The organism is Bradyrhizobium sp. WSM4872 (genome assembly GCF_055811715.1).
Window position 1 is genome coordinate 1 of record NZ_JBVVPT010000012.1, and the last position, 17539, is coordinate 17539.

General features: G+C 63.6%; 18 protein-coding genes and 1 tRNA gene. 10 read left to right on the forward strand and 9 right to left on the reverse strand.

Translation table 11 applies throughout. The features are described from left to right. Positions 1-118: 118 nt before the first annotated feature. From AC0L3C_RS17940 to AC0L3C_RS17950, 3 genes are all read left to right on the forward strand, one after another. Positions 119-1348 (forward strand): CaiB/BaiF CoA transferase family protein, encoded by a 1230-nt coding sequence (locus AC0L3C_RS17940; protein WP_473408601.1) that lies wholly within the window; start codon positions 119-121, stop codon positions 1346-1348. A 158-nt stretch (positions 1349-1506) separates the two neighbouring features. After that, complete coding sequence (locus AC0L3C_RS17945; protein ID WP_007602925.1) at positions 1507-1722, forward strand: hypothetical protein; 216 nt, start codon at positions 1507-1509, stop codon at positions 1720-1722. Between the two features lie 110 nt (positions 1723-1832). Continuing rightward, positions 1833-2237, forward strand: a complete 405-nt coding sequence (locus AC0L3C_RS17950; protein ID WP_473264018.1) for a RidA family protein — start codon at positions 1833-1835, stop codon at positions 2235-2237. A gap of 3 nt (positions 2238-2240) precedes the next feature. Here AC0L3C_RS17950 and AC0L3C_RS17955 read toward each other — a convergent pair whose 3' ends face one another. Then, on the reverse strand, positions 2241-2903 hold the full coding sequence (locus tag AC0L3C_RS17955) for a TetR/AcrR family transcriptional regulator (RefSeq protein WP_473264017.1): 663 nt from the start codon (positions 2901-2903) through the stop codon (positions 2241-2243). Between the two features lie 223 nt (positions 2904-3126). Between AC0L3C_RS17955 and AC0L3C_RS17960 the strand changes: the two genes are divergently transcribed. The 3 genes from AC0L3C_RS17960 to AC0L3C_RS17970 all read left to right on the forward strand — a co-directional run bounded on the left by AC0L3C_RS17960 (position 3127) and on the right by AC0L3C_RS17970 (position 6269). After that, the gene (locus AC0L3C_RS17960) at positions 3127-4362 is read left to right on the forward strand and encodes an acyl-CoA dehydrogenase family protein (protein ID WP_275168169.1); all 1236 of its coding nucleotides are present in this window, start codon (positions 3127-3129) and stop codon (positions 4360-4362) included. 132 nt (positions 4363-4494) lie between these two features. After that, positions 4495-5553: a phosphotransferase family protein gene (locus tag AC0L3C_RS17965; protein ID WP_007611655.1), complete on the forward strand. Its 1059-nt coding sequence runs from the start codon at positions 4495-4497 to the stop codon at positions 5551-5553. Positions 5554-5642: 89 nt separating this feature from the next. Beyond that, on the forward strand, positions 5643-6269 hold the full coding sequence (locus AC0L3C_RS17970; RefSeq protein ID WP_473408602.1) for a LysE family translocator: 627 nt from the start codon (positions 5643-5645) through the stop codon (positions 6267-6269). 241 nt (positions 6270-6510) lie between these two features. Here the strand turns inward: AC0L3C_RS17970 and argE are convergent, their stop codons facing one another. Beyond that, positions 6511-7683, reverse strand: a complete 1173-nt coding sequence (gene argE / locus AC0L3C_RS17975; RefSeq protein ID WP_473408603.1) for an acetylornithine deacetylase — start codon at positions 7681-7683, stop codon at positions 6511-6513. 54 nt (positions 7684-7737) lie between these two features. Here argE and AC0L3C_RS17980 point away from each other — a divergent pair, with 54 nt between their 5' ends. Beyond that, positions 7738-8250, forward strand: a complete 513-nt coding sequence (locus AC0L3C_RS17980; protein ID WP_473408604.1) for a hypothetical protein — start codon at positions 7738-7740, stop codon at positions 8248-8250. A 364-nt stretch (positions 8251-8614) separates the two neighbouring features. On the opposite strand, the gene AC0L3C_RS17985 is transcribed toward AC0L3C_RS17980, so the two are convergent. Next, a complete protein-coding gene (locus AC0L3C_RS17985) occupies positions 8615-9400 on the reverse strand; it encodes an SDR family NAD(P)-dependent oxidoreductase (protein ID WP_473281209.1) in 786 nt (261 codons plus the stop codon). A gap of 134 nt (positions 9401-9534) precedes the next feature. On the opposite strand from AC0L3C_RS17985, the gene AC0L3C_RS17990 reads away from it, so the two are divergent. Continuing rightward, complete coding sequence (locus AC0L3C_RS17990) at positions 9535-10233, forward strand: histidine phosphatase family protein (RefSeq protein WP_473281207.1); 699 nt, start codon at positions 9535-9537, stop codon at positions 10231-10233. A gap of 115 nt (positions 10234-10348) precedes the next feature. Next, positions 10349-11116 (forward strand): SDR family NAD(P)-dependent oxidoreductase, encoded by a 768-nt coding sequence (locus tag AC0L3C_RS17995; RefSeq protein ID WP_204511535.1) that lies wholly within the window; start codon positions 10349-10351, stop codon positions 11114-11116. Positions 11117-11280: 164 nt separating this feature from the next. Here the strand turns inward: AC0L3C_RS17995 and AC0L3C_RS18000 are convergent, their stop codons facing one another. Next, positions 11281-12399, reverse strand: a complete 1119-nt coding sequence (locus AC0L3C_RS18000) for a serine hydrolase domain-containing protein (RefSeq protein ID WP_473408605.1) — start codon at positions 12397-12399, stop codon at positions 11281-11283. A 290-nt stretch (positions 12400-12689) separates the two neighbouring features. Between AC0L3C_RS18000 and AC0L3C_RS18005 the strand changes: the two genes are divergently transcribed. Then, positions 12690-12765: transfer RNA gene (locus AC0L3C_RS18005), tRNA-Trp, on the forward strand. Positions 12766-12824: 59 nt separating this feature from the next. On the opposite strand, the gene AC0L3C_RS18010 is transcribed toward AC0L3C_RS18005, so the two are convergent. From AC0L3C_RS18010 to AC0L3C_RS18030, 5 genes are read right to left on the reverse strand one after another with little or no spacing between them, the layout of a single operon-like run. After that, on the reverse strand, positions 12825-13859 hold the full coding sequence (locus AC0L3C_RS18010) for a Gfo/Idh/MocA family protein (protein WP_473408606.1): 1035 nt from the start codon (positions 13857-13859) through the stop codon (positions 12825-12827). 3 nt (positions 13860-13862) lie between these two features. Then, positions 13863-15068, reverse strand: a complete 1206-nt coding sequence (locus AC0L3C_RS18015; protein ID WP_473408607.1) for a class I SAM-dependent methyltransferase — start codon at positions 15066-15068, stop codon at positions 13863-13865. Then, positions 15061-16278, reverse strand: a complete 1218-nt coding sequence (locus tag AC0L3C_RS18020; RefSeq protein WP_473408608.1) for a class I SAM-dependent methyltransferase — start codon at positions 16276-16278, stop codon at positions 15061-15063. Before AC0L3C_RS18020 ends, AC0L3C_RS18015 begins: the two co-directional genes overlap by 8 nt. Next, entirely contained in the window at positions 16271-16891 is a 621-nt protein-coding gene (locus AC0L3C_RS18025) for a WbuC family cupin fold metalloprotein (protein WP_473408609.1), read from the reverse strand. The genes AC0L3C_RS18020 and AC0L3C_RS18025 overlap by 8 nt, the downstream gene beginning before the upstream one ends. Next, positions 16869-17534: a class I SAM-dependent methyltransferase gene (locus AC0L3C_RS18030; RefSeq protein WP_473281199.1), complete on the reverse strand. Its 666-nt coding sequence runs from the start codon at positions 17532-17534 to the stop codon at positions 16869-16871. The genes AC0L3C_RS18025 and AC0L3C_RS18030 overlap by 23 nt, the downstream gene beginning before the upstream one ends. Between the last annotated feature and the right edge of the window lie 5 nt (positions 17535-17539).

A 17539-nucleotide genomic window follows, 5' to 3' on the forward strand; every position in this document is an offset into this window, starting at 1 on the left:
GGCGGATAGCCGTATGCCCACAGTGCAGTGCTCGGACCGCCAAAATGGTGTATCCGCAGGGAGCGCGTCCTGCGATCTCGCCGCCGCGCCAAGATCCAGTTCCCCGGAGGAATTCGACATGTCGGCCCTGCCGCTCTCAGGCATCAAGATCCTTGACCTCACCCGCGTGCTTGCCGGGCCCTTGTCGGCCCAGATGCTGGGCGATTTGGGCGCCGAGGTGATCAAGATCGAGCGGCCGGGCACCGGTGACGACGCGCGCGCCTTCGGCCCGCCCTATCTGACCGACCCCGATGGCAAGGCCAACAACAACAACTCGTTTTACCTCTGCGCCAACCGCAACAAGAAGTCGGTCACGGTCAACATCGCCAAGCCCGAGGGGCAGGCGATCATCCGTGAGCTCGCCAAGGACGTCGACGTCTTCATGGAGAACTACAAGGTCGGCGATCTCAAGCGCTACGGCCTCGACTACGAAACCATCAAGGCGATCAATCCCGGCATTATCTATTGCTCCGTGACCGGCTTCGGCCAGACCGGCCCCTATGCGCCGCGCGCCGGTTATGACGCCATCCTGCAGGCGATGGGCGGCTTGATGAGCGTCACCGGCCATATCGACGGCGAGCCCGGCGAGGGCCCGATGAAGGTCGGCCCGTCGATCGTCGACTACATGACCGGCATGAACACCTCGATCGGGATTCTCTCGGCGCTATACCATCGCGACGCCAATGATGGCGTGGGACAGCATATCGACGTCTGCCTGTTCGACACCGTGATCGCATCGTTGTCGCACTGGCTGCAGATCTACCTCGTCAATGGCAAGACGCCGCCGCGCCGCGGCACCTGGGGCAATGGCGGCATGCCGGCCGGCGTGTTCCGCTGCACCGACGGCGAATTGATGCTGGTGGTCGGCAATGACGGCCAGTTCCAGCGCACCTGCGCCGTGCTCGGCGCACCCGAGCTTGCGAGCGACAAGCGCTTCGTCAAGAACAACGATCGTGTCGTGCACGGCAAGGAGATCATGGCGATCTTCGCCGGCCTGTTCCTGAAGCAGTCGGTGGCCTATTGGCTGGACAAGCTGGAGGAGGCCGGCGTGCCCTCCGGCCCGATCAACAATTTCGAGCAGGTGTTTTCCGATCCCCACGTCCAGTCGCGCGGCATGCGGGTGAAGGTCGACCATCCCTTCCAGCCCGATCTCTCGCTGATCCGCAACGCGCTGACGCTCTCGGAAACCCCGATCAAGGACTACCGCGCCCCGCCGCTGCTCGGTGAGCACACCCAGGAGGTGCTCGCCGGCAAGCTCGGCTATGATGCCGGCAAGATCGAGACGCTGAAGCAGCAGGGCATCATCTAGCTTCGGCGGAGCGCAGATCTTGACGTCATCATGACGCTCGTGCGGCCTTGCGCGAGCCTTGCGCGCAATCCCCAGATAATCCCGGTCCGTACTCACACAGGCTTCCGCTTCGCGCGCGACTCAGATTCGATCGGTCCACTCAGTCCGGGAGGGAACGCATGTCCTACACGATCGGGTTTCAAGCCAAGAACCAGAAGGCAATTCTGGCAACCGAGGCGGCAACGGCCAACCAGGCCGTCGCGATCGTTGCCGCGTTGCGGCAAAGTGCAGACGAAATAAAGTTCATCCGCTCGCCGCAGGAAGGCGACATGGGCATCGAGATGCTGCTGCTGCTCGCCAAGGAAGAGGCCGAGGAGATGCCGCAGCACGCTTAGGCGGCTCAACGGGCAAACTTCGGCGATCAAACTTCGATCACAAGCGAAGCATGACGGCTGCAACATGATGTAGCAAGCCGTCATCTCGCTTGCACCGAAGGTGGCCGCCCATGAAACCCGAACTGAAGCGCGAAGCGCTCCGCGTCGAACCGATCTCGACTTTCCTCGATCGCCGGCAGGCGCCGGTCTCGCCGGTCACGCGCGCCGGCAACATGATCTTCGTCGCCGGCCTGCCGCCATTCGACCCAGGCACAGGCGAGATCGCGGAAGTGTCGATCGAACGGCAGAGCGAACTGATCATGGAGCAGATGAAGCTGTGCCTTGAGACGGCAGGCGCGAGCCTCGACAACGTCATGAAGTGCAACGTCTACTGCACCTCGACCAAACACTTCGCCGCGTTCAACGCCGTCTATGCGCGCTATTTCCCGCACGATCCGCCGGCGCGGATCTTCGTCTGCACGCCGGAATGGTTCGGCCCCTTCGACGTCGAGATCGACTGCATCGCGATGATGTGACGTTTAGCGCGCCGCCACCTTTGGCGGTGCCTTCGCCTCTGTCCGTCCCGCGGTCAGCGCCATCGTCGCGACGCTGACGACGCGGGCGACCACGTCTTCGACGTCGTCGAGGTCGCATTTGCCTTCCGACAGTTTCGTCAGCCGCTCGCTCTCGCGGATGGTGTGGTGCGCCATGGCGAGCGCGAAATTCAGGCCCCAGTAGATATCGACGTCGCTGCGGTCGGGCAGGGACCGTCGCATCGCGCCGGCGAATTTGCGCAAATGGTCGATCTCGCGGTTCTTGATGCGCCGGATCGGCGGCACGGATTCGATCGAGGCGCGGATCATGAAGCGCGCCGCGGTCGAGCGCTGGTTCTCGGGGCCTAGGCAGCCGCGCAGCGTCGGGCCGACCAGGGCATGCAGGATTACCTCGATCGGCGCGCGGCCGCCGCCTTGTTCTTCCGCCGCCTTCAATTCGCGCAGACGCTCGCGGTTGGTGGCGATCGAGCGCGTCACGAACAGCTCCGCGATCAACTCGTCCTTCGAGCCGAAATGATAGTTCACCGCCGCGAGGTTGACATTGGCCTCCGCGACGATGTCGCGCAGCGTCACGTCGCCGAACCCGCGATCGGCATAGAGCCGTTCGGCGGCGGCGAGAATGGCAGTCCGGGTATGATCGCTGGCCATGGGAGCCCCTCGGGGAGGGAGTTGCAATTCAAACAGTTGTATGAAACTATCGTTTGAAGGTCGGGGAAGTCAATCCGCAATCGGGACTCGTCCGCAAACGCGCGAAGGGGTTCCGGAGAGTTCGCAAGTCGCGCATTCGCACTTGCGGGTCGCACAATGCGGGTGGACAGTCCGGCGCAAAACAAGTTCGCCACAACGAGTTGGCAAAGACGAGGAGCGTCCCATGGATTTCGATCTGTCGCCGAAGCAGAAGGAATGGCTCGACCGCGTGCAGTCCTTCATGGCCAAGCACGTGCGCCCGGCGGTGCCGGTCTATGACGAGCAGGATCGCAGCGGCGAACGCTGGAAGGTGATCCCGGTGCTGGAAGACCTCAAGAAGAAGGCGAAAGCCGAAGGCCTCTGGAACATGTTCATGCCGCCCAACGAGCATGAGGATGACGAATTCCGCGGCGCGGGACTAACCAATCTGGAGTACGCACTGCTCTCCGAGCAGATGGGCCACATCTCCTGGGCTTCGGAAGTCTTCAACTGTTCCGCGCCCGACACCGGCAACATGGAAGTGTTCATGCGCTACGGTTCCAAGGAGCAGAAGCGCAAATGGCTGCGTCCGCTGATGGACGGCGAGATCCGCTCGGCCTTCCTGATGACGGAGCCGGCCGTGGCCTCGTCCGATGCCACCAACATCGAAACCAGCATCGCGCGCGACGGCGACCACTACGTCATCAACGGCCGCAAATGGTGGTCGTCCGGCGTCGGCGATCCCCGCTGCAAGATCGCGATCCTGATGGGCAAGACCGATTTCAAGGCGGCCAAGCACCAGCAGCAGTCGCAGATCCTGGTTCCGCTCGACACCCCCGGCATCAAGGTCGAGAAGATGCTGCCCGTGTTCGGCTTCGACGACGCGCCGCATGGCCACGCCCAGGTGCTGCTCGAGAACGTGCGGGTGCCGAAGGAGAACATCCTGCTCGGCGAAGGCCGCGGCTTCGAGATCGCGCAGGGCCGACTCGGTCCCGGCCGCATCCATCACTGCATGCGCACCATCGGCAAGGCCGAGGAGGCGCTGGAGAAGATGGTGAAGCGGCTCACCTCGCGCACCGCTTTCGGCAAGCGGATCGTCGAGCATTCGGTGTGGGAGCAGCGCATCGGCGAGGCCCGCACCAATATCGAGATGACGCGGCTGTTGTGCCTCAAGGCCGCCGACATGATGGACAAGGTCGGCAACAAGACCGCACAGGCCGAGATCGCCATGATCAAGGTCGCCGCTCCCAACATGGCGCTGAAGATCATCGACGAGGCGATCCAGGCCTTCGGCGGTGCAGGCGTCTCGGACGAAGCCGGCCTTGCCAAGGACTACGCTCATATCCGCACGCTCCGTCTCGCCGACGGCCCGGACGAGGTACATAATCGCGCCATTGCAAGGCTCGAGGTTCGGAAGTATGCAAACTCTTCCAGTCATTAAGCGGGAGAGCATGCTGGCGCTCCCGATTTGAAGAAACGACAGGGCATGATCCGTGATCGGATGACCGCTTGACGCAAGTGCGCTGGGGGTTACCGATTAGGATCATGTCCGGACTGAAGAGGGAGCGTCATCGTGGCTGACGGCGTCAGGAAAGACGAAGAATTCTCGGGCACCAAGCCCGTCGAGGAGCGTCATCGTATCGACGAGATGCGGCTCGAAGCCTGGATGCGCGACAACGTCGAAGGCTATGAGGGACCGCTGGTCGTCCTCCAGTTCAGGGGTGGCCAGTCCAACCCGACCTACCGGCTGGACACGCCGAACCGCTCCTACGTGATGCGCAGAAAACCGTTCGGCAAATTGTTGCCGTCGGCGCACGCGGTCGATCGCGAATATCGGGTGATCGCGGCGCTGGGAAAACAGGGCTTTCCGGTCGCGAAGGCCTATGCGCTGTGCCAGGACGACAGCATCATCGGTTCCGCCTTCTACATCATGTCGATGGAAGACGGCCGGGTGTTCTGGGATCCGACGCTGCCGAGCCAGACGCCGGAAGATCGCCGAAAAATCTTCACCAGTAAGATCGAGACGCTGGCCAAGCTCCACATGTTCGATCCCGTCGCGATCGGTCTTGGCGACTTCGGCAAGCCGGGCAATTATTTCGCGCGCCAGATCGATCGTTGGACCAAGCAGTACCGTGCGTCCGAGACCCAGACCATTCCGGAGTTCGAGAAGGTCGCCGAATGGCTGCCGAAGACCGTGCCGGAGCAGGCGCGCGTCTCGATCGTCCACGGCGACTATCGCCTCGACAACATGATTTTCCATGCGACCGAACCGCGCGTGCAGGCCGTGCTCGATTGGGAATTGTCGACACTCGGCGATCCCATGGCCGATTTCACCTATCTGCTCATGCAGTGGGTCATGCCCGGTCTGGACGGTGCCGACCTCAAGGCGCTCAACATTCCGAGCGTGGAAGAGGCCGCGCAGATCTATTGCAACGTCACCAAGATGACGGTGCCTGATCTCAACTGGTATTTTGCCTACAACCTGTTCCGCCTCGCCGGCATCACGCAAGGCATCGCCGGCCGGGTCCGCGACGGCACCGCGGCGAATGCCAAGGCGCTCGAATCCGCCAAGCGCACCGTGCCGTTGTCGAAAGCGTCTTGGGAGTATGCGCAGAAGGCCGGCGCGGTTTAAGGAATCCGAAGGCGCGGCGGCGGCCGCGCCTTTGCTTGCGTTCCTCTCGTGTCCGGGACACGGAACAGAATGACGAGAGAGATGCCCGCATGATCGACCACACCACCCTCATCACCTACATCCTCATCGTCCTCGGCTTCGTCTTCATTCCCGGACCGGCGACACTCCTCACCATGGCGCGTGCCGCGAGCTCGGGAACAAGGGTCGGCATCGCGACGGGCGCGGGAATTGCGGCCGGTGACGTGGTCCACACCACCATGGCAATCGTCGGCCTCTCTGCGATCATCGCAACTTCGGCGGTCCTGTTCAGCGTCGTCAAATACGCGGGCGCAGGCTTCCTGATCTATCTCGGCATTCGCGCCATGCTCGACAAGACGCCGATCGCGGTAAATGGCGGCGCGCCCGCGATCAGCGCAATGAGGGCATTCCGGCAGGCCGTGCTGACCGAGGTGCTCAATCCCAAGACCGCGCTGTTCTTCCTTGCGTTCCTGCCGCAGTTCGTCCGGCCCGAGCATGGTTCGACGACGCTGCAGCTCGCGAGCCTCGGCTTAGTTTTCGTGTTGCTCGGTCTGCTCAGCACGGTCGTCTTCGCCGTCGGCGCCGGTCGTCTCGGCAGTCTGCTGCGCCGCCATCCGGCCGTGGTTAAGTGGCAGGGCAAGATGGTCGGGACGATCTACTGCGCCGTCGGCGTGCGGCTGGCATTGCAGGAGCGCTGAACGGTATCCGCCGCTCTCGTGTCCCGGACGCGGGGCAGCGCGCACCGCTGCTCCGCAGTTGTAGCCCGGATGAGCGCAGCGATATCCGGGACAGCGGTCCCGCATGTCGCTACGCTCATGCAGGCTACGGGCGTCTCCAGTCGCTCGTCATTGCGAGCGAAGCGAAGCAATCCAGAATCTTCGCACGGTGGCAGTCTGCATTTCTTCGTCGCAAGAGCTTCTCGCAATGACGAGAAGGCGCTCACCCCTTCACGCAATGCCCGATCAGCTTCTCAATGAAGCCTGCGCATTTCTCCAGCTCCGCCATTTCCACGAACTCGTCCGGCGTATGCGCCTGCGCGATTGAACCGGGGCCGATCACCACTGACGGGATGTCGGCCATGCTGGCGAACAGGCTTGCCTCGGTGCCGAACGCGACCTTGGCGTGGTCGTTGCGCCCCGCGAGGCTCTTGGCCAGCGTGACGATTGTCGCATCGGCCGCCGTGTCGAGCGCGGGGTAATCGAGGATCTCCTCAAAATCGATGCCGCACTCCGGATGCTGCTTTTTCATCGCGGGCTCGAGCTCGGCCTTGGCCCAGGCGACGATCGCATCCGTAACCTCGCGCGACTCGGTGATGCCGATGCCACGGCATTCGAAATCCACCGTGCAGCTATCAGGCACGATGTTCAGCGCGGCGCCGCCATGCACGATGCTGGTGAGCAGCGTCGAGTGCGGGACGTCGTAGAGGCTGTCGGCCGCTCGCACGGCTGCGAGCGCCACGGCGCGGTGTCGGATCTCGACGATTAGCTCGGCCGCATATTCGATCGCATTCACGCCGTCGGGCGCGATCGAGGAGTGGCGGGCGAGGCCGTGGAATGTGGCGCGCACGCCGTGCTTGCCCTTGTGGCCGATGATGACCTTCATCTCGGTCGGCTCGCCGATGAAGGCGCCGAGCGGCTTGATCCGTTTCTTCGCGACCTCGCGCAGCATCGGCCGCACGCCGACGCAACCGATCTCCTCGTCATAGGAGATGGCGAGATGAATTGGCGTTTCGAGCTTCGCTTCCAGCATCTCCGGAACCATGGCAAGGCACACCGCGACGAATCCCTTCATGTCGGTGGTGCCGCGGCCATAGAGCCTGCCGTTGCGCTCGACCAGCTTGAACGGATCGTGGCTCCAGTCCTGGCCGACCACGGGCACCACGTCGGTATGTCCCGACAGCACCAGGCCGGGGCGGTCCTCGGGTCCAATGGTGACCCATAGCGAGGCTTTCTGTCCGGTCTCGTCGACGATGCGCTCACCCTTGACGCCGAGCGCGACGAGATAGCTCTCGATATGCGCGATCAGGGGCAGGTTGGAGCGATCGCTGATCGTGTCGAAGCCGACGAGGTCGGCGAGCAGCTTGCGAATACGGTCGGGTCTTGAGCTCGGCATTTTCACGTTCTTGTCAGGGGGATGGAAGCTGAAGTGCCTGCATGAACCATACCAATGTTGCGCTCCAGTGAGCAAATCAACATGTCGGCCCGTAGCCCGGGTGAGCGAGCGATACCCGGGACAGCTCGTGGTCGGAATCCCGGATGTCGCTTCGCTCATCCGGGCTACAAGACCCTGCGTTGCCTGTCGGGCAAAACACACAAGTCGCTGGTCAATCCTCCGGCGCAAAAACATTCCGCTTTACCGAAATTCGGAAACGGCGTATGTGTCGCGGCAACCCGGCCCAAGGAAGAGGGGCGTATCGCGATCGTCACGAACGCGGGCCGGACGGCGGTGGACGTTGGTCACATCGGCGCGAAGGACTTCGCAGGGCGGGCAACCGTGAGTGAAGGCGTCGCGCACACGACCGGTGTGATCGGCGTACGGCAAAATCGTGTGGTCCTGGCGCCCGGGGTCTGTGCGCCAAGTGTTGCGGTGATGTGGGGTGCCCAACCGGGCACACGCATCAGCCATCCGCAAGGCGACGGGGGCAATAGTGCATCGCTCCCCGGGGAGAGCGCGACATAAGCCGTAAAACCACTGCGCAGGGAAGGCCGTGTGTTGGGCTTCACCTGTATGCTGCTGTGCAATTTTGTTCACGACAATCTCGCACAGTGGACCGCGGGTGCCAGCCGGCACCCGGCCTTCCCTGCGCCCTCTTTCAATTGAGGGTGAGGCATCGAGGCAAAGCTCGGGCGAACAAGCCGCGAGGATGCGATCCCATGTCAGTTATTCATCAACAGTCTCGTGCCCCGGACGCAGCGCAGCGCCTCTTGGCGGTGCGCTGCAGAGCCGGGGCCCATGCAACAGCGTGCCGTGGGACCTGCTGGGTCCCGGCTCTGCGCAGCACCGCTACGCACTGCAGCGCGTCCGGGACACGGGAGTGCGCGAACTAAACCGGCTTCCCGGTATACGGCATCGACGCCGTCAGTCCGCCGTCCACCGGGAAGGCCTGGCCATTGACATACGACGCCTCGTCGCTGGCCAGGAACAATCCCATCGCGGCGAGCTCGTGCGGCTGGCCGGGGCGCTTGAGCGGATTGAGCTGGCCGATCTTGTCGGCGGTGCCGCGCTCCTTGGCGCGGTCGAAGATCGGTTTGGTCATGCCGGTCTCGATCAGGCCCGGGCACACCGCGTTGATACGCACGCCGGTACCGGTGAGCGAATACGCCGTGGTCTGCACCAGGGAGATCACACCGGCCTTGCTCGCGGCATAGGGATGTCCGCTGGCGCCGGCCTTGAGGCCCGCGACGGACGCGGTCAGCACGATCGCGCCGGACTGCTGCTTCACCATGTGCGGCATCGCATGCTTCACCGCGAGAAACGGCCCGATCAGATTGATGCGCAAGACCTCCTGCCACTGCTCGACGGTCTGCTCGCCGAGCGGGACGAGTCCGCCGCTGACGCCGGCATTGGCCCAGATCACGTCGAGCCGCCCGTGCGCCTTCACCGCCTTGTCGATCACGGCCATGACGTCCTTTTCGGAGCCGGCGTCCGCCACCATGGCTTCCGCGACACCGCCGGCCTTCTTCACCTCGTCGACCGTCTCCTTCACCGCCTCGGTGCGATCGACCGCGATCAGCTTGGCGCCTTCTCTCGTGAACAGCAGCGCGGCCGCGCGGCCGATGCCGCTGCCGGCACCGGTGATGATGACGGATTTGCCTTGCAGACGGCCCATGCGTTGTCTCCCTTTGGTTCGCACGCGACGCTTGCCGCGCGACGGAATTTCAAACAAGATTTCAAACGGTAAAGTGTCTTGAGACACGTTCGCTACTGACGTACAGCGACATCAAACGGGATGGAAGGGTTTCGATGGCAGGTGCAGACAAGCCCAAAGTGGTCACGACACGCTGGTGGTGGGTCCGTCACGCGCCCGTGCGCAATGACGGCGGCAACATCTACGGTCAGTCCGATCTCGCCTGCGACACCAGCGATACCTACGTCTTCAATGCTGTTGCCAAGGTGCTGCCACGCAAGGCGGTCTGGTATTCGAGCAATCTGATGCGCACGCATCAGACCGCCGAAGCGATCTGGGCGGCCGGCTTCCCGAGGCCCGCGTCGATGACATGGGAAGCGGACCTCGCCGAACAAAACCTCGGCCGCTGGCAGGGCATGAATCGCGCCGAGTTCATCGCCAGCCGTCCCGTCGGATCGAGCTGGTTTGCCGACATCAACGAGCCTGCGCCCGGCGGCGAGAGCTTCATGGACCTCTACAATCGCGCGCGCCGCGTCATCGAGCGGATCAATATCGAGGTAGCCGGGCAGGACGTGATCGCGGTCGCACATGGCGGCACCATCAAGGCGGCGCTGGGGCTGGCGCTCGACAATCAGCCGGAGCGGGGGCTTGCGTTCGATATCGACAATTGCTCGGTGACGCGGCTCGACTATTTCGCAAGCCCCGAGCGCAATGTCTGGCGGCTGCCGATGGTGAACCAGCAGCCGTGGATCGCGGACGATGCGCATGCGGCGATGCATCAACCCGCGGGACCGGAAGTCAAGAAGCTCGCCTGAGTGAGCTGTCATTCCGGGACGGTCCGCAGGACCGGCCCCGGAATCTCGAGATTCCGGGTTCGGCTTCGCCGCCCCGGAATGACAATGAACACGAAGATCAATCTGGGAGAGAAACATGACCTTGTTCGACATGAAGGGGAAAGTCGCCGTCATCACCGGCTCGACGCGCGGCATCGGCCTTGCGATCGCCGAGCGCATGGCCGAGCACGGCGCCAAGGTGGTGATCTCCTCGCGCAAGGCCGACGTTTGCGACCAGGTCGCGAAGTCCATCAACGACAAGTTCGGCAAGGGCACGGCCGTCGCGATCGCCGCCAACATCTCGTCGAAGGAAAACCTGCAAAATCTCATCGACGAGAGCAACCGCGCCTTCGGCAAGATCGACGTGCTGGTCTGCAACGCCGCATCGAACCCGTATTACGGTCCGCTCGCCGGCATCTCCGACGATCAGTTCAGGAAGATCCTGGACAACAACATCGTCGCCAACAACTGGCTGATCTCGATGGTGGTGCCGCAGATGATCGAGCGCAAGGACGGCTCGATCATCATCGTCTCCTCGATCGGCGGCCTGAAAGGCTCGACCATCCTCGGCGCCTACGCGATCTCGAAGGCCGCTGACATGCAGCTCGCGCGCAATTTGGCCTGCGAATACGGCCCACACAACATCCGCGTGAACTGCATCGCGCCGGGCCTGATCAAGACTGATTTTGCGAAAGCGCTGTGGGACAATCCGGAGAATTTGAAAGCCTCGACCGCGCGTTCGCCGCTGCTGCGCATCGGCGTCCCCGACGAGATCGCGGGCGCTGCGGTGTTCCTGGGCTCGAAGGCCGGCGACTTCATGACCGGCCAGACCATGGTGATCGACGGCGGCGCAACGATCAGTTGAGGCCACAGTAGGTGTCATCGTCCGCGAAGGCGGACGATCCAGTGCTCCGCGGCCTTCGTTGGAGAGCTCGCTCTCACGACATCCGCCACGGAGTACTGGATGCCCCTCCTTCGCGGGGCATGACAGCGAGTGTGGAGGTGCGACGCTGCGACCAGGCGAAGCCCTCAATCCACCGCCGCGTACACCAGATCCCGCACCAGCGTTCGCGTAAAATCGCGCTGTCCCGGGCCCTGGCTCATGAACACGACGAACAGATCTTCCCTCGGATCGATCCAGAAGAACGTCCCCGCAATGCCGCTCCAGAAATACTGGCCGACGCTGCCGGGGAAGGGCGCGATGCCGGCCTCGCGGCGCACCGCGAAGCCAAGGCCGAAGCCATGGCCGGGCGAAAGGAGAGTGCCGTTGGTCACGACGTGAGGTCCGAGATGATCGGAGGCCATCAGCTCCAGCGTCTTGCGGCCGATGATCCTGTTGCCGTCGAGCGTGCCGCCGTTGCGGAGCATCAGCGCGAAGCGGGCATAGTCCATGGTGGTGGAGACGAGGCCGCCGCCGCCGGACTCCATGATTGGCTGCTCGAGCATGTTGAACAGCGCGACCTTGTCGCCGGTCCAGGGATCAACCGCGAACGGCTCGGCCAGCCGGCCCACATTGGCCTCAGCTGTCGCGAAGCCGGTCTCGGCCATCTGCAATGGCGTAAGAATGCGCTCACCGAGGTACGCGCCGAGCGACTTGCCGCTGACAACCTCGATGATGCGACCGAGGATGTCGGTGGAGCGGCTGTAGTTGAACTCGTCGCCGGGATGGCAGACCAGCGGGAAGCTCGCCACCAGGGCGGCGTGCTCGGCATTGGTGATCTTGCGGCTGCGCACCCGCGAGTCCTGGTAGAGCTTGTGCACGGGGCCGTCGCCCTGGTGCTCGTAGGTCAGGCCAGAGGTGTGGCGCAGCAGGTCCTGCACCGCCATCGGGCGCTTGGGCGGAACCAGTTCCAGCTTGCCGCCGCTGACCACGCCGACCGTTTGGTTGCCGAACTCCGGGATGAATTTCGCGACGGGGTCGCCAAGAATCAGGTGGCCGTCCTCGACCAGCGTCATGATGCCGACCGACACGATCGGCTTGGTCATCGAGAAGATGCGGAAGATCGAATCATGCGCCATCGGCGCTGCGCCCGTCGGGCTCTGTCTGCCGAGCGCCTCGAACCAGCCGACCTGGCCGTGCCGTGCCACCAGCACGGTGACGCCCGGCACGGTTCCCTTGTCGATCTCGCGCTTGAAGGCCTCAGACATGGCCTGGAGGCGAGGGCGCGACAGCCCGAGCGTCTCGGGGCGGGATTCCGGCAGAGGCGGGGTTTTCGGCGAGGTCGGGGGGCGGCTGTCGCGGACGCTTGGGCAGTCGCAGAGGCTTGGGCAGTCATGGGCACTCCCGGTGCTTATTATTGTTCGGAGCAGACTGTGGCCCAGAAGGCGCGCCACAAACAAGCGAAGCCAGCGCGCTTCACCCTTGCAATCCGGCCTTGCAATCCGGCCGCCCCCTGTGCTTCAAAGCGGCCTGATCCCGGCGGCAACGCAGGGTCCGTAGGAGTGTAGCTCAATTGGTAGAGCACCGGTCTCCAAAACCGGGGGTCGCAGGTTCGAGCCCTGCCACTCCTGCCAGCGAAATCAAACACTTAGCTAGAACGTGGGCGATCAGCACCGGCCGGATAGCGTGAGCCCTAGGCGATGATCTGCCGTTTCCAGATCGCCTCCGCAAGGGCGATGTCGGCCACGGAATCCTCGCAGGACGCCAGCGGCGTCCTCTGTTCCATGATATCGGCGACGAATGCATCGGCTTGACGCCGAAACGCCCAGCTCGTGTCGCGCGACAATCGCGTGCGTTGTCCTTGCTGATCGAGGATGACCTCCGCCTCCTGCTCGGCAAACGGTGGGGGCAATTCGATGGTCAGCACGCCCTGTTCGAACGCGATGCTCAGCCCCTCGCGCCAGACGCCTTCGGATCCATTCGCGAGTTGCAGCGCGCAGGCGATGCCGTCGAAGTCGAGTGTCACGGTCGCTGCGCCCGAGCTCTCGACGTTGCTTTCGGCGACTGCCGGCGAAGATCCGAGCACGTAGCGCGCGAGGTTGATGATATGGCTGAACACGTTCAGAAAATTGTCGTAGCCGGGTCGCATCGCGCCCGGCATCCAGTCGGGGCCGTCCTGCCAGAGCTCGAGCCCGTCCGGCCGCACTTCGCCGGTCATGACGAAATTGTCCTGCGACCGGCCAGTGCTGCCGCCGAGGCACCAGCCTCGCGCGCCGACAATGCGTCCAAGCGATTGATCCGCTCGCAGGCGCGTCAACTCGGCCAGCGCGCGCGCCACGCCGGCATCGTGACGCTTCATGCAGCCGATGCTGTAGACGAGGTTGTGCCGCCGCGCCGCCTCGGCCAGTGAAACGGCCTGAGCCGTGGTGTAGGCCATCGGCTTCTCCGACAGCACATGGCGGCCGCTGTTCAATGCATCCAGCACGATCGGGCCGGTGGCGCGACGCTTCGTCACGACGACGACGGCCGACACTTCGCTGTCCGCCAGCAGTTCCCGGTGCGTGCCGTAGACCCGCGCGATGTCGAATTTACGCGCCGCTGCGGCAGCGAGGTCGGGCCGGAGATCCGCGATCGCGACAACGCGGCAGGCGGGATTGGCGACGAAATTGGCGAGATGGCACATCTGGCCGACCATGCCCGTTCCGATGATGCCAATGCCCGGCCTCACTTCCTAGGATCCCTCGAAGCGTTTCCGGATAACAAGAAAATGTGCCGGCTGTCCCCAGGTGTTGATGAACGCCTGGTCGGATTGGGTGAGGGCGGTGACTGTGGATGCATCCCGTCGCCCGATCGCGACAAAGATACGATGGAAGCTGTCGAGGGTCGCCACGATGGCGCCGATGTCGGACGCATCGTCGGCAAGAATGTCCGTCGCCGGTATCGTCTCGCGCAGCGAAGCGAGGTTCGCGATCACACGGGGCAGGCTATCGCCGAAGGGATCGTCGATCATCGCATCGACATCGAGAACCAGTGTCTCGATCGAAGCCGAGATCGCGTCGACCGCTTCGGTCCGGCCGGCCAGATAGAGCTTCCGTCCGCCGAGAAAGCTCAGACGGCTGCGAGCGAGGTGGCGCGTCCCGCGCCGCAGCTTCTCGTCGTCGGAGAGGACCTTCTTGTGCCAGTAGACGTCCAGGCTGTCGCGATAGACGGGCCACCCCGAATGGATGTCGAATCCCTGCTCATGCGCCGCCGTGCACAACGCTCCCGCGTCGAGGAAGTAGCGGTGCCGGACGAAAGGATTTTCGAGCACGTCCATCAGCCAGGATTCGAAGCTGCGCGTATGCGGAATGCTGTTCCATTTCGGCTCAAACAGCAGCTTCGCCGTCTCCAGCGCTGGACGGCCCGTCAGCACCTTGCCGGCTGCATGAATCGCCTTGAGCGCGAGCTCGAAGAAACCGCCGTAGCGCTCGTAGTAGGAAACGACGGCGTACCCGTCCGGATTGAGCAGCCGGTGAAAGATGCCGAGCCAAATTTCGCTCGGCTGCACCGTGTAGATGAAACCTTCGGCATCGATGATGTCGAAACAACGATCGCTGCGAAATCCTTCGACGTCGAACGACACGAGTTCGCGGAGACGTTGAGCCTTGTTGAAATGTGCGAAGTATGCCTGGATTTTCGCGTGCGCATGCCGGTTCGGCTCGGCGAGCGTCATGTTCGCGCCCCAGCCCGCAAACACCAGCGCGTTCTCGCCGGAATCGGGGCCGAATTCGAGCACGTCGGCGTCGCGGAACAACCGCGGCGGCAGCACCAGCTTGTCCGAAAACAACTCGCGCCGCAGGCCGGCATAGGCGTCGAGTTCGGCGGCGGATTTGAAATTCCCGAACGTCGGCAGGACGTCCTGACGTTCGTAATAGTTGAAGAGCTTGTCCTCAGCCATGCCGCGACCCTGCGGCGGCCTCTAGGCGATCGAGCTCGCTCCAGATGTCCGAGGGCGCGAAGATCGAAACGACGTGGAGCGGACGCTCCACGTTTTCGCGCAGCCGGCTGCCGACCTTGTCTTCGTTCTCCTGGTTCACGGCCAGAAGACAGACGAGCGGACCCGACTTGCCGGCGAGGTCCTCCGGCGGGCGGATCGGAATGCCGGTGCCGGGCAGGAACAAGCCCTGTCGCTCCTTCTGGTCGTCGACCGAGAGGTCGACGAGATCCGCAAGTTCATGGGCATTGGTGAAGGTGCAGGCGCGGCAGCCGGCGCCGTAGATGGCGATCTCGGCGCCGTTGGCGCGGGCCTGGGCGAGGATCGGGCGAAGACGCGCGCCGTACTCCCTGGCGCGCCGACCGAATTTCTCGCCGACGCCGGACGGCGCGGGCGGGGCCGTCACGTCGCGGGCGGCGCGTCGCGCTGCGATCGCGAGGCTGCCGCCGCTGAAATTGTATTTCTTCACCGAGACTGCTTCGAAGCCGTGGCGCGCCAGCAGCGCGAGCAGCGTTGGCTCGGTGAAATAGCTGACGTGCTCCTCCCAGAGGACGGAGAGGTCGCCGACCGCCGAGCCGGGCGCGAAATCAGGCACATCGATGAAGAGAAGCCCGTCGTCGCGCAGCGCGATTTTCACGCAGTCGAAAAAGTTCTCGAAATCGACGATGTGCTCCAGCACCTGGCGCGAGACGACGAGGTCGAACTTGCCGGCCTCTGCGACCGCGTCGTGACACAGCGCCGGGCTGATCATGTCGGCATAGACCTTGATGCCGCGCTCGCGGGCGATCTTGCCTGACACCGGGTTGGGCTCGACGCCCACCAAAACTTTCGCACCGCGTTCGCGAAGCCTGTCCATGAACAGGCCGTCGTTGCATCCGATCTCGAACACGGATTGATGGGGCGAGAATTTGGCGATGGTATCGAGTTCGTCGATCTGGTGCGGCTCCGGCTTCCAGCTGCTGAAATTGTAGTTGAACTGCCGGTACAGAATGTCGGGATCGATCGGCTTGACGATCTGGGGCAGGCCGCAATCGCCGCAGGCGAACACCTCGAACGGATACCGTTCCTCCTGCTCAGTCCGGCTGTGTCGAAGCCGATGCGCAATCGGCATCTGTCCGAGGTCGATCACCGGGCGCAAATTGGTCGAATGGCAGAGGCGGCAATGATCAGTCATCGGTAGGAATCTCTGCTGGAATGGCTCGTGAAGTATAGCGATGGGCTAGATGCTTCGCGGCGAGCGCACCGGTCCTAGTCACATAGTCCTGCACTTCCGCGGCATCGCCGCCATCCGGCGCCCAGTCGGGAAATGCCGTGCGGGAGGGATCGAACGGACCGGCGGTGGTTTCGTGAAACACCAGCCACTCCGAGGTGATCAGGATCGAGTGAAACACCTGCTCGGGCATCCGGTAGTAGCAGAGCGCGCCCCGGCCGTACGGCGCCATCTCGAGCACGTCGCGAATGCGGCCGTCATCCTCGAAGATCACGACCTCCGCAGTGCCCTCGATCAGGTGAAACGATTCAGGTTTGCCAAAGTGCTTGTGAGGCCGCACATAGGACTCGCGATGATGCACGATCAGCATCTCGTGCAGGCCGGACGAGGGATCAGGATGCGTGCATAGCCGGCTGCGCAGACGCGGATTGCCCGCGGCGATGCGCTTCAGCTCCGCGATCGTGGCGTCGTTCGCCGTGACGATGGCGTCGTCCGAATAGTACACTTCGGGATTTTGCGCTCGCAGCGAGGCCGGCCGGCGCAGGCCCGTTGCTTCATTCGAAGAAGATGAACCCATGGTCGCCCCGGTAGCCGCATTTGTCGTAGATCCAGGCCCACGTCTCCGGACCATGGAAACTCAGGCAGGTGAGCTGCCAGTAGAGCAGGTTCGCCTTCTCGCGCTCGTCGCGGAACGATTCCACCATCAGATATTTCGAGGCGCCGCGCCCCACGCGCTCGATCTCCGACACTGCTCGGAAGACGTCCTCGAGCGGAAGATTGTGGAGCACGCCGAGCGACACCACGAGATCGAAGCTGTGGTCGGGGTAGGGGAGCTCGACGGCGCTGCCGACCTTCAATTGCGGTCGCACCTCTTCCTTGGCGTTGGCGATGCCATAGTCGGAGATGTCGATGCCGGCGATGGTGAGGCCGGGGACCAGCTGGGTGAATTCGTAGAGCAAATAGCCCTTGCCGCAGCCGACATCGAGCACGCTCATTCCGGGCTTGATGCCATAGCGGTCGATCAGGGTCTGGGCGAGCGGGCGCCACCGTCCGTCATAGCGGTAGCCGCCATAGCCATAGCGGCGGTCGCCGTCCCAGTAGTCGTGTCCCCATTGCCGCGCGATGGTGGCGGATTCCGCCTTATCGTGCTCGACGACCCGCTGAACGTAGTTCCGCTTGGTCGATGCGTGCATCGGCTGGAGCAGATTGATCTCGGTCATTGTCC

What these genes read in the sequence shown, in the direction of transcription:
- AC0L3C_RS18030 (WP_473281199.1), bottom strand. Translation starts at nt 17,534, where the DNA reads ATGACCGAGATCAATCTGCTCCAGCCGATGCACGCATCGACCAAGCGG.
- AC0L3C_RS18000 (WP_473408605.1), bottom strand. Translation starts at nt 12,399, where the DNA reads ATGTCTGAGGCCTTCAAGCGCGAGATCGACAAGGGAACCGTGCCGGGC.
- AC0L3C_RS17940 (WP_473408601.1), top strand. Translation starts at nt 119, where the DNA reads ATGTCGGCCCTGCCGCTCTCAGGCATCAAGATCCTTGACCTCACCCGC.
- AC0L3C_RS17945 (WP_007602925.1), top strand. Translation starts at nt 1,507, where the DNA reads ATGTCCTACACGATCGGGTTTCAAGCCAAGAACCAGAAGGCAATTCTG.
- AC0L3C_RS17980 (WP_473408604.1), top strand. Translation starts at nt 7,738, where the DNA reads ATGTTGCGCTCCAGTGAGCAAATCAACATGTCGGCCCGTAGCCCGGGT.
- AC0L3C_RS17950 (WP_473264018.1), top strand. Translation starts at nt 1,833, where the DNA reads ATGAAACCCGAACTGAAGCGCGAAGCGCTCCGCGTCGAACCGATCTCG.
- AC0L3C_RS17960 (WP_275168169.1), top strand. Translation starts at nt 3,127, where the DNA reads ATGGATTTCGATCTGTCGCCGAAGCAGAAGGAATGGCTCGACCGCGTG.
- AC0L3C_RS18025 (WP_473408609.1), bottom strand. Translation starts at nt 16,891, where the DNA reads ATGGGTTCATCTTCTTCGAATGAAGCAACGGGCCTGCGCCGGCCGGCC.
- AC0L3C_RS17985 (WP_473281209.1), bottom strand. Translation starts at nt 9,400, where the DNA reads ATGGGCCGTCTGCAAGGCAAATCCGTCATCATCACCGGTGCCGGCAGC.
- AC0L3C_RS17995 (WP_204511535.1), top strand. Translation starts at nt 10,349, where the DNA reads ATGACCTTGTTCGACATGAAGGGGAAAGTCGCCGTCATCACCGGCTCG.
- AC0L3C_RS18020 (WP_473408608.1), bottom strand. Translation starts at nt 16,278, where the DNA reads ATGACTGATCATTGCCGCCTCTGCCATTCGACCAATTTGCGCCCGGTG.
- AC0L3C_RS17955 (WP_473264017.1), bottom strand. Translation starts at nt 2,903, where the DNA reads ATGGCCAGCGATCATACCCGGACTGCCATTCTCGCCGCCGCCGAACGG.
- AC0L3C_RS18015 (WP_473408607.1), bottom strand. Translation starts at nt 15,068, where the DNA reads ATGGCTGAGGACAAGCTCTTCAACTATTACGAACGTCAGGACGTCCTG.
- argE (WP_473408603.1), bottom strand. Translation starts at nt 7,683, where the DNA reads ATGCCGAGCTCAAGACCCGACCGTATTCGCAAGCTGCTCGCCGACCTC.
- AC0L3C_RS17970 (WP_473408602.1), top strand. Translation starts at nt 5,643, where the DNA reads ATGATCGACCACACCACCCTCATCACCTACATCCTCATCGTCCTCGGC.
- AC0L3C_RS17990 (WP_473281207.1), top strand. Translation starts at nt 9,535, where the DNA reads ATGGCAGGTGCAGACAAGCCCAAAGTGGTCACGACACGCTGGTGGTGG.